Source organism: Desulfomicrobium norvegicum (assembly GCF_900114595.1).
Lineage (GTDB): Bacteria > Desulfobacterota > Desulfovibrionia > Desulfovibrionales > Desulfomicrobiaceae > Desulfomicrobium > Desulfomicrobium macestii.
The window spans coordinates 44,150-60,257 of sequence record NZ_FOTO01000007.1 but is presented as its reverse complement, the minus strand read 5'-3'; the positions used below and the strand labels follow the sequence as shown (position 1 = coordinate 60,257).

15 protein-coding genes are annotated in these 16,108 nt (G+C 56.4%); 12 read left to right on the top strand and 3 right to left on the bottom strand.

Annotation, left to right across the window (positions count from 1 at the left end):
- The first annotated feature begins 177 nt into the window (after positions 1-177).
- From BMZ24_RS11580 to BMZ24_RS11525, 12 genes are all read left to right on the top strand, one after another.
- Positions 178-1,095 carry a peptidylprolyl isomerase gene (locus BMZ24_RS11580; protein WP_092192443.1) on the top strand — a complete coding sequence of 306 codons (918 nt, stop codon included), beginning with the start codon at positions 178-180 and terminating at the stop codon, positions 1,093-1,095.
- 39 nt (positions 1,096-1,134) lie between these two features.
- Positions 1,135-2,070 (top strand): helix-turn-helix domain-containing protein, encoded by a 936-nt coding sequence (locus tag BMZ24_RS11575; RefSeq protein ID WP_092192441.1) that lies wholly within the window; start codon positions 1,135-1,137, stop codon positions 2,068-2,070.
- A 30-nt stretch (positions 2,071-2,100) separates the two neighbouring features.
- Positions 2,101-2,844, top strand: coding sequence for a DNA repair protein RecO (recO, locus tag BMZ24_RS11570; RefSeq protein WP_092192439.1), 744 nt, complete (start codon positions 2,101-2,103; stop codon positions 2,842-2,844).
- A gap of 30 nt (positions 2,845-2,874) precedes the next feature.
- Positions 2,875-3,744: a glycine--tRNA ligase subunit alpha gene (locus tag BMZ24_RS11565; RefSeq protein ID WP_092192437.1), complete on the top strand. Its 870-nt coding sequence runs from the start codon at positions 2,875-2,877 to the stop codon at positions 3,742-3,744.
- A gap of 36 nt (positions 3,745-3,780) precedes the next feature.
- Complete coding sequence (gene glyS / locus BMZ24_RS11560; RefSeq protein WP_092192435.1) at positions 3,781-5,862, top strand: glycine--tRNA ligase subunit beta; 2,082 nt, start codon at positions 3,781-3,783, stop codon at positions 5,860-5,862.
- Positions 5,863-5,970: 108 nt separating this feature from the next.
- Complete coding sequence (gene rpsT / locus BMZ24_RS11555) at positions 5,971-6,231, top strand: 30S ribosomal protein S20 (RefSeq protein WP_092192433.1); 261 nt, start codon at positions 5,971-5,973, stop codon at positions 6,229-6,231.
- Positions 6,232-6,438: 207 nt separating this feature from the next.
- Positions 6,439-7,578: an ABC transporter substrate-binding protein gene (locus tag BMZ24_RS11550; protein WP_092192431.1), complete on the top strand. Its 1,140-nt coding sequence runs from the start codon at positions 6,439-6,441 to the stop codon at positions 7,576-7,578.
- Positions 7,579-7,639: 61 nt separating this feature from the next.
- Positions 7,640-8,521: a branched-chain amino acid ABC transporter permease gene (locus tag BMZ24_RS11545; RefSeq protein ID WP_092192429.1), complete on the top strand. Its 882-nt coding sequence runs from the start codon at positions 7,640-7,642 to the stop codon at positions 8,519-8,521.
- Between the two features lies 1 nt (position 8,522).
- Positions 8,523-9,488, top strand: a complete 966-nt coding sequence (locus BMZ24_RS11540) for a branched-chain amino acid ABC transporter permease (RefSeq protein ID WP_244150345.1) — start codon at positions 8,523-8,525, stop codon at positions 9,486-9,488.
- Positions 9,481-10,254 carry an ABC transporter ATP-binding protein gene (locus BMZ24_RS11535; protein WP_092192425.1) on the top strand — a complete coding sequence of 258 codons (774 nt, stop codon included), beginning with the start codon at positions 9,481-9,483 and terminating at the stop codon, positions 10,252-10,254. The genes BMZ24_RS11540 and BMZ24_RS11535 overlap by 8 nt, the downstream gene beginning before the upstream one ends.
- Positions 10,255-10,256: 2 nt before the next feature.
- Positions 10,257-10,997: an ABC transporter ATP-binding protein gene (locus BMZ24_RS11530; protein ID WP_092192423.1), complete on the top strand. Its 741-nt coding sequence runs from the start codon at positions 10,257-10,259 to the stop codon at positions 10,995-10,997.
- 152 nt (positions 10,998-11,149) lie between these two features.
- Positions 11,150-12,436: a phenylacetate--CoA ligase family protein gene (locus tag BMZ24_RS11525; RefSeq protein ID WP_092192421.1), complete on the top strand. Its 1,287-nt coding sequence runs from the start codon at positions 11,150-11,152 to the stop codon at positions 12,434-12,436.
- A 287-nt stretch (positions 12,437-12,723) separates the two neighbouring features.
- On the opposite strand, the gene BMZ24_RS11520 is transcribed toward BMZ24_RS11525, so the two are convergent.
- The 3 genes from BMZ24_RS11520 to BMZ24_RS11510 all read right to left on the bottom strand — a co-directional run bounded on the left by BMZ24_RS11520 (position 12,724) and on the right by BMZ24_RS11510 (position 16,107).
- The gene (locus BMZ24_RS11520) at positions 12,724-13,434 is read right to left on the bottom strand and encodes a WecB/TagA/CpsF family glycosyltransferase (protein ID WP_092192419.1); all 711 of its coding nucleotides are present in this window, start codon (positions 13,432-13,434) and stop codon (positions 12,724-12,726) included.
- Positions 13,435-13,872: 438 nt separating this feature from the next.
- A complete protein-coding gene (locus BMZ24_RS11515) occupies positions 13,873-15,072 on the bottom strand; it encodes an IS256 family transposase (protein WP_092192417.1) in 1,200 nt (399 codons plus the stop codon).
- An 81-nt stretch (positions 15,073-15,153) separates the two neighbouring features.
- A complete protein-coding gene (locus BMZ24_RS11510; RefSeq protein ID WP_143077894.1) occupies positions 15,154-16,107 on the bottom strand; it encodes a hypothetical protein in 954 nt (317 codons plus the stop codon).
- Between the last annotated feature and the right edge of the window lies 1 nt (position 16,108).

Here is a 16,108-nt window from a genome sequence, read left to right as displayed (position 1 = left end):
TCCCAAGTTTGAACTGGACTCGGTCAGGACTGAAGGGTAGTACGTTGGGCGCATTGTCAACTTTGTCGCGAGCAGCCGGACGGTTTTTCGGGCGCCTTCTTAACAGGCCCGGATAATGATGCGCGGGGCATGGGGGCTTGCGATGTTCCTCAAAAATAATAAAATGAGACCTGATTTATGAAAAAATGCGGTATTCGTGCTGTTTTGGTGCTTTCTCTTCTCTTTGTCCTCGCGGGCCTCGGACAGGCCGCGCAGCTGGTCGATCGCATCGTGGCCGTGGTCAATGGCGAGATCATCACCTTTCAGGACTTGCAGCAGCAGATCCGTCTTGTCATAGGGCAGACCCCAGATCCCGAAACGGCCGGAAAAATCGCTCCCCAGGTGCTCGACGACATGATCGACGGGATCATCCTGCGTCAGGAAGCGCAGCGGCTCAAGATCGAGGTCTCCGATTCCGAGGTGGAGAACGAAATCCGCCAGTTCAAGGCCAGGCGCCGTTTGACTGAAGAGGATTTCGAGCGCACGTTGCGTCTTCAGGGCCTGACCCCCGAACAGTTCAAGGAGCGCAGTCGCGAAGACATCATCAAGCACAAGATGCTCGGCTACATGGTGCGCCGCAAGGTCGTGGTCACCCAGGAAGAGATTGACGCCTACAAGGCCCGGAACAGCGCTGAGCTGACCACCGAACGCATCGTGGACGTGCAGATGCTCGTGCTCGTGGACGAGGAGCGCGCCAATTCTCTTTGGAAGTCGCTCAGCGCCGGAGAAATCAGCCTGGATGAGGCCGTGGCGCAATATTCCATCGGCCCCAAGGTCGACAATGGCGTCATGAGCGATGTGCGCTGGCGGGAATTGGCCGAACCATGGCGCGAAGGCCTGCGGGATCTGGATGCGGGCGAGATGGGCAAGCCATTTCTGATCGAGGACAAATGGGTCATCCTGAAACTGCTGAATCGTCGGGACGGGGCGCGTCAGGAACAGGCGGCCATGGATGAAGAGGTGCGGGAAGCCATCATGCGTCCCAAACTCGAAGAGCGCTTCAAGGAATACATGAATGGCTTGCGCGGCAAGGCCATCATCCAGAAGAAGCTTTAGGTCTGCGTTTCGACAAACCATGCATGGAGTTTCCAGAATATGGATTTGATTGAGATCGGAACGGCACTGCGCGAAGGCCGGGAACAAAAAGGGCTGACAGTCGAGGCGGTCGAAGAGAAGACCAAGATCGCCCCTTCCGTCATTATCGCCCTTGAAGAAGGCAACAGCGCCAGGTTTCCTCACGCAGTCTATGCCAGGGGTTTCGTGCGGAGTTACGCCTTGCTGCTGGGATTGGACGCGCAGGAATTGTGCGCTCATTTCAGTCGTGAATACCCCGTGCCCAAGGACAACGACCAGTCGGAATCCCATGCGCCCCATATTCACGTAAAGATGCACGATTCGGGCAGCGTCGTGACCACCGTGCGCATCGCCGCGATTCTGGGCATCCTGCTCCTCGGGGCCTTGGGCTGGTATGTTTTCGATCACTATCGTTCCCAGGTTCCCGAGGCTCCCGCCCCGGTTGAAGAAGAACTGACCCCGCCCGCTCCTCCGGCGGAAGTCTTGCCGTCGGGTTCCCTGCCCGCTCCCATGACCCAGATGCAGGAAGTGGCGGCCACACCGGCGGAAGAGTCCGCTGCGGACACGGTCGCCACCTCTGGTGAAGCGCTGAATGCCACCGCCGAGACGCCCCCCCCTGCCGAGCAAGAGGTCGCCCCGGAGCCGCTGCAGGCTGCCGTAAAGGAAACGGTCGTCGAAGAGGTGCAGGAAGCCAAGACGGAACAGCCCGCCGCTGCCGAGCCCGTCAGGGAGCGCAACCTGCGCATCGTGGCTCATTCCGCGAGTTGGCTGCAGGCGCGGCCCGACGACAAGATCCTGGATTATTTCCTGCGCAAGGGCGAAACGGCCACCATCAATTTCAGCAAGTCCCTGAGCATCAAGTTCGGCAACGCGGGCGGGGTCAAGCTTGAGCTCGACGGCCAGCCCTATCCCTTCGAGGGGGCGCTTGGCGAGGTCAAGACCCTGGTTGTGGAGTAGGCGCGGCAGGCGTGGGACCGGGGATGGTACATGGAATTTTCTGAAAAGGTCCTGGTGCTGCGGGTGGGCACTTTTCGAGAAGCGGACTGCTGGGTCCGTTTTTTTTCTCCCACGCACGGCCTCCTGACCGCTTTCGCCTTTGGCGGACGCCGTAGCCGCAAGCGTTTCTGCGGCTGCCTGGATCAGCTCAGTCTGGTCCATTTTCGTGTCAGCCAGGGCCGGCAGGAGTATTTGTGTCTGCAGGAGGGCACGCTCATCAACGGCTTCGGGGAGCTCAAGCGCGACCTCAAGAAGCTCGGCATGGTCAGCAACTGCGTGCGTTTTTTCGAATCCCTGCCATTCAGTCCGGACGGCTACGCCCCGGCTCACGAGCTTTTGCTTGAGACTCTCGAAGCCCTGGACGAGGAGCGGCCGGGATCATGGTTCATCCCGCTCATGTTCCGCGCCAAGATGGCCTTCTCCCAGGGCTATCAGCCGGATCTGCAGCGGTGCCGTCAGTGCGGAGGGCCTCTTGACGCCCATCACCGTGCCGTGTTCGCCGTGCAGGAAGGCGGCCTTTACTGCCTGCGCTGTCCTTCCGGCGGCGGAGCCAAAATTTCCACTTCCCGCGAAACCTTGAGTCTGCTTCATGGCCTGGCCCGTTCCGGTCCCAGGGAATGGGCGGACTGGGTGCCTTCGGCCAAGGTGCGGGAAGAGTGCGTCCGCCTGGTGGACGCTTTTGTTCAATGTCATCTTGGCCTGACCTGCGAAGGCAACCGTTTTGTGCGGAGCTGAGCGGAATGGATCCCTTTTAAGGAGCTGTGCATGAATTTTCAGGACGTCATTACCAACCTGCAGCGTTTCTGGGCCGATCAGGGCTGTGTGCTGCAGTTTCCATACGACATGGAAGTCGGGGCGGGGACGTTCAACCCGTCCACTTTTTTGCGGGTGCTCGGTCCCGAGCCCTGGAAGGTGGCCTATCCCGAATCCACCCGCAGGCCCACGGACGGGCGCTACGGCGAAAACCCGAACCGCCTGCAGCATTATTTTCAGTTCCAGGTCATCTTGAAGCCGTCTCCGGCCAATGTTCTGGAACTCTACCTGGACAGCCTCGGCGTTCTGGGCATCGACAAGCACGTTCATGACATCCGTTTTGTCGAGGACGACTGGGAGAGTCCGACGCTTGGCGCCTGGGGACTGGGCTGGGAAGTATGGCTCAACGGCATGGAGGTGACCCAGTTCACCTATTTTCAGCAGGTCGGCGGCATCAATCTTGAGCCCATCAGCTGCGAGATCACCTATGGCGTGGAGCGGCTGTGCATGTATCTGCAGGAGAAGGAATCGGTCTACGATCTGGCCTGGAATGATCACGTGACCTACGGCCAGGTCTATCATCAGGCCGAGGTTGAGCATTCCAAGTACAATTTCGATCACTCCGATCAGGAGATGCTGCTGGGATTCTTCAATTCCTGCGAGGCCGAGAGCGCGAAACTCTGTGAAGCCGGGCTGCCCTGGCCCGCCTATGATTTCTGCCTGAAATGCTCCCACACCTTCAATCTGCTCGATGCGCGCGGTGCGATTTCGATCACGGAGCGGGCCAAGTACATCGCCCGGGTCCGGGCCCTGGCATCGAATGTGGCCAGGCTTTACGTCGAGCAGCGCGAGGCCATGGGGCATCCGCTTCTGGTATCCTAACCGCCCCGTTTCGGGCTTTTTGATAGGGAGTTTTTTATGAGGCATTTTGTTCTTGAAATCGGCGTGGAGGAAATGCCGGCGCGCTTCCTGCCGCTCCTGGACCGGGAACTGGCGGAACGTTTTTCGGTCCTGCTCACGGAAGCGGGGCTTGAATTCGGTCGCGTCGCCACGGCTTCCACCCCCCGGCGGTTGGTGGTGGACATTTCCGGCCTGGTCGATGTGCAGAAGACCGAGGAGATCGTCGTGTCCGGCCCTCCTGCGCGCATCGCCTTCGACGAGGCAGGCAATCCGACCAAGGCTGGACTGGGTTTTGCCAAGTCACAGAACGTGGAATTCGATCAGATCTACGTGGAAAAGACGGACAAGGGCGAGTATCTGGCCCTCAAAAAGACCGTCGGCGGGCGCCTGGCCTCCGAGATTCTGGCCGAGACCTGCCTGGCGATTTTGCCGAATCTGACTTTTCCCAAGAAAATGCAGTGGATGGGCAAGGAGTGCACCTTTGGTCGCCCTGTGCGCTGGATTCTGGCCATGCTCGACGACCGGATCGTGCCCTTTTCCTTCGCCGGCCTTGACGCATCCGATCAGACCCGTGGCCATCGGGTCATGGGCCCCGGCCCGTTCACCGTTCCCCACGCCGACGAATACGCCCGAATTCTCAACGATAGCGGCAAGGTCATTCTCGACGCGGCCGACCGTAAGCAGGCCATCAGGGCCGAAGGCGATCGCCTGGCGGCGGAGGTGGGCGGCAGCGTGGAATGGCTTGATTCCCTGCTCGATCAGGTCGCCAATCTGGTCGAGACGCCTCGCGCCATGCTCGGCGGATTTCACGAGAAATTTCTGGAGCTCCCGGCCGAGGTCCTGCTGACCAGCATGGAAACGCACCAGAAGAGTTTTGGCCTGCGCGGCGCGGACGGGAATCTGCTGCCGTATTTCCTGACTGCGGCCAACATCGAGTCGCGTGAACCTGCACTGGTGCGCAAGGGGTGGGAGAGGGTGCTTCGCGCCCGCCTGGAGGACGCCCGTTTCTTCTGGGAGGCCGACTGCGTCGCGACCTTCGACCATTGGCTGGACAAGCTCGACAAGGTCATCTTCATCGGTCCTTTGGGAACCATGGGCATGAAGACGCGCCGGCTCGAAAAGCTTGCGGCATTCATCGCCTCCGTCGTCGCTCCGGAACTTGGCGAGTCCATGGCCCGCGCCGGACGCCTCTCCAAGGCCGATCTGGTCTCGGAGATGGTTTACGAATTCGACGACCTGCAAGGCAAGATGGGCGGCATCTACGCCCGGCGCAAAGGGGAAATCGAGACCGTGGCCGAGGCGCTCTACGAGCAGTACCTGCCCGCCGGTCAGGATTCGCCGCTGCCTTCAAGCATGGCCGGAGCAATTCTGTCCCTGGCCGACAAGCTCGACAATCTGGCGGGCTGCTTCGGCCTTGGCATGGTGCCCACGGGCGCTGCCGACCCCTACGCACTGCGTCGTAGCGCCCTTGGCGCGTGTCGTATCATCCTGGAAATGGGTCTTCGGGTGGACATCGAGGTCCTGCTGCGCGAAGCCCAGAAAGGCTACTCCGACGTGACCTGGAAGTTCGGCGAGGAAGAGGCCCTGGAAAAGCTCATGGACTTCTTCGGACAGCGCCTGCGCGCCTACTGGAACGCCAAGGGCATCCCGACCCTGGTGCTTGAGGCGGCCATGGCTCCCGGTTTCGCGGACATCCACGACACCTGGCTGCGTGTTCGCGCCCTTGCGGACTTCAGCCGCGAAGATGATTTCGAGGCTTCGGTTCTGACCTTCAAGCGTGCGGCGAACATCATCCGTAAACAGGCCGATCAGGATCTTTCCGGGACAGTGCGTGAGGATCTTCTTGAGATCGATGCAGAGAAATCATTCTGGTCCACGCTGCAGGCGATCGAGCCTGTCTGGGCTGAACTGGCGGCCACGGAGGACTATCCGAGCATGCTGTCCCGCCTGCGGGTGCTGCGGCCGGCCGTGGATGAATTCTTCGACGGGGTCATGGTCATGTGCGAAGATCCCGGACTGCGCGCCAATCGCCTGAATCTGCTTTATCGCCTGGTCAATACCCTGGGGCGCGTCGCGGATTTCGGAAAATTCCAGGTCTAGGCTACCCCAGGCTTGACAGATCGCGAATGCTTCGGCTAATGACGCCGGATTGCAGAGGCATCTTGATGCTGATAGAAACACGCGTTTAATTTGAGAAGGAGTTATATTTTGGCCAATCACAAGTCTGCCCTGAAGAGACACCGCCAGAGCCTGAAGGCTCGCGAGCGCAACAGAATGATGAAAACTCGGGTGAAGAACGCCACAAAGGCTTTGCATGCAGCCATCGAGTCCAACGACAACGAAGCCGTCGCAAACGCCCTGAAGAACGTCACCTCCATTCTGGACAAGGCCGCGAGCAAGAAGATCGTGCACTGGCGTACCGCAGCCAGAAAGATTTCCAGGCTCTCCGTGGCCTCGAACAAAATCTAGTCACTCTACGCCTTCAATTCAGTCACGAAAGCCCGTCATGATGCTGCATGACGGGTTTTTTGTTTTTTGGGGGGTAAGAATAGGTCCTATAGGACCCATGGGACCTATGAAAAGCCCAAGAATTGACACCGCTGTGCGATAGGGTTATCGATTATCGTTCAACAGTCTTTTTTCTTTGTTTTTTCATCAAAATTTTCGGAGGTTTCCATGAACGCGGCAAAATGTGTCATTGCGCTTGTCGCCTTTCTGTTGACTTGTGTTCCGGCCTTTGCGGCCGATGCAATCAAGATCGGCGCCATCCTTTCCGTGACCGGTCCGGCGTCCTTCCTGGGCGAACCCGAAAAGAACACGCTGATCATGCTTCAGGATCAACTTAACGCCGCTGGCGGGGTGAATGGTCAGCAGGTCGAAGTCATCGTTTACGATGACGAATCGGACGTGAACAAGTGCGTCATGGCCGCCAAGAAGCTGCTTGATCAGGACCAGGTGGCCGTGGTCATCGGACCCAGCATTTCCGGCAACACCTTGGCCATCTCCAAGTTTTTCTCTTCCGCCGAAGTGCCGCTGGTTTCCTGCGCCGCCGCCGAGAAGATCGTGCGCCCCGTGGATCCGTGGGTGTTCAACACTCCGCAGCTTGACCGCCACGCCGTGACCAGAATCCTCCAGGACGCCAAGGCCAAGGGGTATTCAAGGCTCGCCATTTTGACCGTATCCGACGGCTACGGCCAAGCCGGGCGTGGAGTTCTGAAGGAGCTCATCCCCGCACAAGGATTCGAGCTTGCCGCCGATGAGGTCTATGGACCCAAGGACACCGACATGACCGCGCAGCTGACCAAGATCAAGGGCGCAGGCGCGGACGCCATCATTTGCTGGGGCACCAATCCCGGCCCGGCCGTGGTCGCCCGTAACCGTGTCCAGCTGGGCCTGACCGTGCCTTTGTACATGAGCCACGGCGTGGCCTCGAACAAGTTCATCGAGCTTGCCGGGGATGCCGCCGAAGGTCTCATTCTGCCCGCCGGCCGCCTGGTGGCGGTGGAGCAGGTCCCGGCCGATCACCCCCAGAAGGCCGTGCTTGAAGCCTATGTGGAGGGATACACCAAAACCTACGGCACCCAGATTTCGTCTTTTGGCGGTTATGCCCATGACGCCTTCGCGCTGGTCATGGAAGCCATCGCCAAGGGCGGTTCCGCCAAATCAGCCGATATTCGCGACAACCTGGAAAAAATTTCAGGCTTCGCGGGCACCTCGGGAGTGTATACCTATTCACCCGAGAATCATAACGGCCTCGACGAGTCCGCATTCATCATGGTCACCATCGAAAACGGCGCCTGGAAGGCCCTGAACTAAATCATTAAATGAGCAGAAGCCGGCGGAGATTCAAGTCCGCCGGCTTTTTTCATGTGAGAAAATGGATCCATCCAGCCTGCTGCAATATCTGATCACGGGGCTCACGCTGGGCAGTACCTACGGGCTCACTGCCTTGGGTTTCACCATCATCTTCAACACCACCGGCGTCATCAATTTCGCCCAGGGTGAATTTGTCATGCTCGGCGGGATGATGAGCGTCTACTTCATGCACTCCCTGGGTTTTAGCGAGCCTGCGGCAGTGGTGCTGGCGGTTCTCGGGGCGACCATGGCCGGTGCCCTGGTGGAGCGCCTGGCCATCCGCCCGGTGCGGGACTGCCCGACCATCAACCTGATCATCATTACCATCGGCGTTTCGATTTTCATTCGTGGTTTGGCCATGCTGCTTTGGGGCAAGGACACTCACGTTCTCGAACCTTTTTCGGGAAATCAGCCGATCATGTTCCTTGGCGCCGCCATCATGCCGCAGGCCATCTGGGTCCTGGTCATAAGCCTTTTTCTGCTCGGCGCCCTGAAGATGTTTTTCTCCGGGACCATCCACGGCAAGGCCATGCTGGCCTGCTCCTTTGATTCCAAGGCCGCATCGCTGGTCGGCATCGGCGTGCAGCGCATGGTGCTTCTGTCGTTCATGATCTCCGCCCTGGTCGGCGCCGTCGGCGGCGTGATTCTGGCTCCCATCACCATGACCTCCTATGACGTCGGCATCATGCTCGGTCTCAAAGGGTTCGCGGCCTGCATTCTGGGCGGACTGGGCAATCCTTTCGGGGCGGCGGCCGGGGGCGTCATTCTCGGGGTGCTGGAATCGTTTGGGGCAGGATTTGTGTCCTCGGCCTACAAGGACGCGCTGGCCTTCGTCATTTTGCTGATTCTTCTTTTCGCCAAACCTTCCGGCCTCTTCGGCCTCAAAGACTCCAAGAGGGTGTGAAGTGGCGTATCGAAAGGACATGATCTGGCTGGCGTTTTTCTTCGGGTTGCTGATGCTGGCCCCGGCGCTGCTGCCGAACAACTATTATCTGACCATCCTCATCCTGGGATGCCTGCACGCCATGAACGCCGTGGGCCTGTGCCTGCTGGTCGGGCATGCCGGACAGATTTCCCTGGGACATGCCGGCTTCTATGGCCTGGGCGCGTACACCAGTTCCTACCTGAGCACGACCGTGGGCCTGTCGGTCGGCCTGTCCATGCTCTCCGGCGTGGCCCTGACCGTGGTGGTCAGCATTCTTGTGGGATTGCCGTCCCTGAAGCTCAAGGGGCACTACTTGGCCATGGCCACTTTGGGGTTTGGCATCATTCTTTCCATCCTCTTCACCGAGACCGTGGACATAACCGGTGGTCCGTCCGGTTTTGTGGGCATTCCACGCCTGTCCCTTTTCGGTTTTGAGCTGCGCAAGGATGTGACCCTCTATCGCGCCGTGGCCGTGATGCTGTGCCTCATTGTCTGGCTTTCCTTCAATCTGCTGCACAGCCGCGTTGGCCGGGCCCTGCGCGCCCTGCACACCTCGGAGAGGGCGGCCGAGGCCATGGGGGTGGACATCGCGCGATACAAGCTCCTTGTCTTCGTTCTTTCCGCGGCCTTTTCCGGTATCGCAGGGGTTCTTTACGCCCATTACCTGACCTTCATCGCCCCCTCGTCCTTTGGCTTCATGTTTTCCGTGGAGCTGATCGTCATGGTTGTGCTGGGTGGCATGATCAGCGTGCCGGGAGCCATTGTGGGGGCTTTTTTCGTCACCGTTCTGCCCGAATTCTTGCGTGCCTTCGAGAACATCGAGGTTCTGCTCTTCGGCGCCATCCTGATTCTGTGCATGATGTTCCTGCCCGACGGCATGGCCGGGGGCTGGAACAGGCTGTGGTCCTGGGGCAAGGCCCGTCTTTCGGGGGCAGCCCATGAATAGCCCGATTCTTGGATGCAGCGGCATCAGCGTGCGTTTCGGAGGGGTTCAAGCCCTGGCGGACATTCATTTTGAGGCCATGCGCGACGAGATCACGGCCATCATCGGTCCCAACGGAGCGGGCAAGACAACGCTCCTCAATGTCATCTCCGGCATGGTCACCCCAAGCCATGGCACCCTGACCTTCGAGGGGCGTGGCATCACGGCCCTTCCGGCGCACGAAAGGGCCTGGGGCGGAATGGTGCGCACCTTTCAGAATCTGGAGATTTTTTCCAACATGACGGTGCTTGAGAATGTGACCATGGGCTGCCACGGGCGACTGTCCCTGCCTGCCTGGCACAGCCTCCTGCGCACGCCGAAATCGCGACGCCTGGAAGACGAGGTCCGCCGCGAAGCCCTGGAAGCGCTTGATTTCGTGGGTATGGCCGACCTGGCTTCAGCCACGGCCAAGGATCTGGCCTTCGGCAAACAGCGACTGCTCGAACTGGCTCGTGCGCTGGCGGCGCGTCCCAAGCTCCTGCTGCTCGATGAACCGGCGGCCGGACTCAACATAGCCGAAACTCAGGTCCTGGCCGACCTGATCATGCGCATTCGCGACACCTATAATCTTTCCGTCATCCTGGTCGAACATGACATGGAACTTGTGATGCGCATCAGCGACTCCATCCTGGTGCTGTGTTTCGGGCAGACCATCAGTCGCGGCACCCCGGCCCAGGTCCAGAAGGACCCCAAGGTCATCGCCGCATATCTGGGCGGGGACGAGGACTGACCATGCAGCCCACACTTCTTTCACTCAAGAACATGGACGTCTTTTACGGCCGCATCCATGCCGTGCGCCGCGCCACTCTGCACGTGCGCCAGGGCGAGATCGTGGCTCTCATCGGCGGCAACGGCGCGGGCAAGACCACCATGCTCTGCACCATCTCCGGGTTGATCCGACCCGGGCAGGGCAGCGTCATTTTTGGCGAGGAGGATCTGGTACGGCGCAGTCCGGAACAGATCGTGCGCGCCGGAATTTCGCATGTTCCCGAGGGGCGGCTCGTGTTCAGCCCGCTTTCCGTCGAGGACAACCTGCGCCTGGGCGCCTATACGCGTCCGCGATTCCGGCAGCGCGCCGGCATTGCCGAGGATCTTCAGACCATGTACTCCATGTTCCCCGTTCTGCGCGAGCGCCGCGCCCAGGCCGCCGGGACCCTGTCCGGAGGCGAGCAACAGATGCTGGCTATCGGCAGGGCGCTCATGGCCCGTCCCAGGCTGCTGCTTCTGGATGAGCCGGGCATGGGGCTGGCCCCGCTTGTGGTCAAGGATATTTTTCACCACATTGTGGAACTGCGCGATCGTCTTGGCCTGACAGTGTTGCTTGTGGAGCAGAACGCCCGTAGCGCGCTCAAGATCGCCGACAGGGGGTATGTACTGGAAAACGGACGGGTCATCCTGCAGGGCACGGCCGATGAGCTACTTGCCAATCGCGATGTGCAGCGCGCTTATCTGGGCCGCGAGCTGGATGCTTGAAAAGGTTCAATCGTCATGTTGCTGAGTGCGAAACGAATCAGCAAGAATGTCACAATGCACTTGGAACTTGTGCGACCTTGCGTCTTACACATGATCCTTTTCTAAATTCCGGCGCATTATCCTGAATTTTAAGGGTTTATAGGGGGTAAAAGATGTACTGGCAAAGCGAGTATGAATGCATGGAGCGTGGCGAGCTGGAGCTTTTGCAGCTTGAGCGGTTGCAGGCAACATTGAACCGCGTGGCGCGCAATGTGCCGCTCTACCGCAAGCGCTTCGCGGAGCTTGGCATCGATCCTTACGACGTGCAGTCCCTTGAGGATGTGAAGCGGCTGCCTTTCACCACCAAGGAAGATCTGCGGCAAAACTATCCGTACGGCCTTTTTGCCGTACCCCTGCGCGATGTCGTGCGCATGCAGGCCTCCACGGGTACCACCGGCAAACCCACGGTAGTGGGATACACCTCCGGCGACGTGCGTCGCTGGTCCGAGCTGGCCGCACGCATCCTTACGGCGGGCGGGGTGACCAAGGATGACGCCGTGCAGATCGCCTTCAATTATGGCCTTTTTACCGGCGCTTTCGGCGTCCATTCCGGGGCGGAGCTGATCGGCGCATCGGTCATCCCCAGTTCTGGTGGGGACGCCAGACGCCAGATTTCCATCATGCAGGATTACCGGACCACGGCCCTGGTCTGCACTCCCAGCTATGCTCTGCACCTTGCCGACACACTGGATGAGATGGGCGTCAACAAGACCGCGCTCAGTCTGCGCTTCGGCCTGTTCGGTTCGGAGCCCTGGACCGAGGAGACCCGCCGGGAAATCGAGAGCCGGTTGGGCATTCAGGCCACGGACAATTACGGCTTGAGCGAAATAACGGGCGTGGCGGGGGAGTGTCTGGAACGGGCCGGTTTGCACATCAACGAGGATCATTTCCTGGCCGAGATCGTGGACCCGGACACCGGCGAGGTTCTTCCCGCAGGCGCAAAGGGTGAGCTGGTCCTGACCACGTTGACCAAGGAAGCCTTTCCCCTGATTCGTTTCCGAACCGGGGACCTGACCACGCTCATTGACGCGCCCTGCCCCTGCGGCAGGACGTTAAAGCGCATGACCCGCATCCCGGGCCGCAGCGACGACATGCTCATCATTCACGGAGTCAACGTTTTTCCGGCCCAGATCGAGGCGGTCATCGCCGGCACGGGCCTGACCGATCCTCATTATCAGATCGTACTGGACCGGGTCGGACATATGGACCTGGCCACCATCAAACTCGAAGCCCCGGAATCCTTCTGTACTGACTCCATCAAGAAATCACAGCGCATCCTCGAAAACGTGCGCATCCGTCTGCAAACGGAACTGGGCGTTGCATTTGAGGTCCGATTGGTGGAGCCGAGGACCATCGAAAGAGTCAACGGCGGCCGGATCGTGGATCGTCGCAAGATGTAGGGCTCGCAAAGCGCCAAAACGTGCGTCTCTGGCCGGGCTGAAGTGGCTCTGCTTGTTTTAACACGTTCGCCCGTTTCTTAAGTGGAATATCGGCTTTTCTGACTCTGCCTTCTCACTGGCGACATTCATTCGGCGTAAGCCTCGTCAGGTGCTTTCTTGCCCAACAGTGAATGTAGACGCTTTTGATTGAACCTAAACATATATTCTATGATCGATATTCAGGCATTGCTCGCTATTTCGTATTCGCAAAAAAGTACAAGAAATGTTAATTTCCAGTATCATGCTGTTTAATTTATCCGATTATACTTTAAAATTTTCTCTTTTACCACATCATAAATAAAAAAAACAATAAATTTTGGATACTCAAACATATATCTATTAAATAATTTTGGTTCATCGTAAATTCGATACATCCAACGTAAATTTAACTTATCAATCCACCTTGGATAATAATCGATTCCTTGCGAAGCTGTTTGATGCAAAAAAGCGCCACACGTATAACCAATTCCATGCCATCCAGTAGCGATTAGATCTAGTAAGAATTTTTCCTGATAAGGTGCTCCCATTCCAATAATAACAAGTTCATACTCACCTTTACATAATTCAAGAATAACATTTGAACGTTCATCTATAGATGAAAAAAAACCAGATGAAGTGTATTCAATACGCAAATCTGGAAATATAGATTGAAAAATTTTGCTGGATCTTTCTGCAACTCCAGCTTCCCCGCCAACTATAGCCAAGCGCCAACCGTGTTGACTCGCTGTGGAAAAGACGATTGGTGCTAGGGAAGTCATATCAAAACTTCGCCGAGTCGTTCTGATTCCAAGAATCCTACATAATATTTTTAATGCGATTCCGTCAAAATATAGACGATCAAATTTCTCGATTGCGTATATATTTCTACGAGCTACATTATAAGTAAAAGGGTTGAGAAAAGTCGCAATACCTTTCGACAAAGGTTGGTCGCTCGCCTTGCGTCTCAGAATATCAATCATTTGGATCTCGCGGTGTGGGTTTTTGAAAGTCGCGGCAACATTGCATAGTCTTTTTTTCTAAAAACTTTCTTTGTTGAATCTTTCACTACTTCGCTGCCCAGAAATAATGCCCCAACTGCAGAAAAGATTACGACCATTCCTTGATAAAAGAACATCGGATTCGCAAATTGTAGCACCGTTTGTTGTGACCATATCATTATTATCAAATATACGGCAGTATATTGTTGTATAATTTTCAATTTTCTTAGTTTTATTATCCAAAATGTAAGAATTGAAATTGCTATAATATACAAAAAAGATCCAATAATTCCCCCTTCCACCAGTTGTGTGCGTCAAGTTCTGCAAATTCTTCCACAGCATAACGGGTATGCTCAAGCATATGGCGACCGAGAATGGGCCCATCCAGAGCTCGTCGGAGGTCGCCAGATGCGTTTTCCATTAAGCAACCAGTTCCATCAAAGCTTTCTTCTTCATCTCTGTCAGCAGGCTCATATCCAGGTATCTGTTTGCCTCGATCCAGTTCTCATGAGTCTCGACCGCAAGGGCTCTGATCAAACGTAGACAGCTTTCTTCATTAGGAAATATCCTGACGACCAAGGTTCGACGTTTAATCTCTTCATTGAGCCGTTCCAGCATGTTAGTCGATTTCAGATGCTTGTGATGTCCGAAGGGCAACCTGTAGAAGGACAGGGTTTCCTCGATGTTGTCTTCCACCCATGAGCACAGCTTTGGGTATTTCTCCTGCCATCGAAGAAGCCAGGCAGCCATGTCCTTGCGGGCCTCGGCTAGGTCCCGCCGGTCATAGATCCACCGCAACTCCCGTAAGCAGTCGTCACCTGCCTTACGTGGCAGATGATCGAGGGCGTTACGCAGGAAGTGGACGTAGCAGCGTTGCCAGACCGCTTCGGGCAAGGCCTCCCGCAGCGCCTTCTTCAGCCCGGCATGGTCGTCGCTAACCGCCATCTCAACCCCTTTGAGCCCGCGCTGCTTCAGACCTAGAATGAAATCCTTCCACGAACTGGCGCTCTCGCGGTTGGCCAGTTCTACAGCCAGAACTTGCCGGCGACCTTCCCAGTCGATGCCAATGGCGATCATCACCGCTCGGCTGCGTATCGCTCCGGAATCACGCACTTTCTCGTAACGGGCATCGAGAATCAGGTAGGGATAGGCTTCCTCCAGAGTCCGACTGGCGAATTGAGCCAGCTGCTCGTCCAGACGTTTCACGATGGCGCTGATGGAACTTGCAGAGAAGGCGTGTCCGCAAAGTTCTTCGGTGATCTGTTTAACCTTCCGGGTGGACACGCCCTGGATGTACATCTCTGCCAGTGCCGAGACCAACGCCTTCTCGCTGCGCTGATAGCGTTCAAAGACCTGGGTGGAAAACTGCCCCTGACGGTCCTGCGGGACTCGGAGTTCGAGTTTACCGACGCGGGTGATCAGCGTGCGGCCATAATAGCCGCTGCGATAACCCAGGCGGCCATCTGTGCGTTCCCCTTTGGTTGCTCCAAGGGCTGCGTCCATCTCGGCTTCCAGCGTTTGCTGGACGACCGTGCGGACGAGTTCTCTCAAAACGTCTTGGTCGCCTTCAAGAAGCCCTTTGAGTTCAGATGCCGATACGATAGAGTTCTTCCTGACCATGGCAGATTCCTCCGGGAGTTGTGGTTTGGTGGTACAACCCACATATGCCATGGTCTTTCTTTTTGCTGAAGATCCCGCACACTACCCTTCCACCAGCAACCAGATGATTTCAAAGTGTGGAGCCATGTTGAGTATGCCGGTATTATCATAAAACCAAACAGGGAATCTCCCTCCTCCAACTCCAAGAATAAGATCAGTTGCCGTCAATCGATCACCTACTATATTTAAAATGAAATCTCGATTGAGAAAAGATGAGTCACTACCATAGTCAAGCAGTAATTGTATACGCCGACCAACATCTGTGCTGCCAAGAAAGATGTCAAAAAAAATGGCAGTCGCTACGCAAATGACTATGCAAACAACAATTTTCCACCCAATGTCGCGAGTTGACATCCACCACATGGCGAAAAGTGCGAACAAATTTCCTGCTGCAACTGATCTCGTTCCGGTAGCAAAATTCAATGCACAGAGAGTTAAAGCAGCAATCATAAATAACTTTTGCCTCTTTGCTATCCAAATCCACGCTAAGCTTATAGAGCAGCAATAGACTGCGCTAGCAAAACCGATGGGGCTTCCTACTGAGCCACCAATTCGTGCTGCCTGATTGATGTGTAGGGAGCGTTCCAAGATGAGATCGCCAAATCCTGCAACTATAAAGAAAAAAGAAAGTGTGACAACTAGCGTGGGAAAATGCTGCCGAGCAACGGGTTGAGCAAAGTAACTCATCGCCAGAAGGTAGAATAGCCATCTGCTAATGGCTCCAGCGAACTCCAGCCCGTCAGACCGCATTATTCCAACAATGCCCATGTAAATGAATGGTGTTGCAATTATTAAAGTTTTTTTTGGGATTATAATTGAGCGTAAAAATATAAGGCGACATAAAACTATGCATATTAATGAAATTGTAATTAGACTTCTTGTACTATCATTTTGTTCTAGATGGTAATAATTAAGGCTTGTGTAAGTGTATCCAGATAGTCCAATATAAGATCCCAATAAGATAACAAATGTTCGCTCTAGACTAAATTTTTTCACG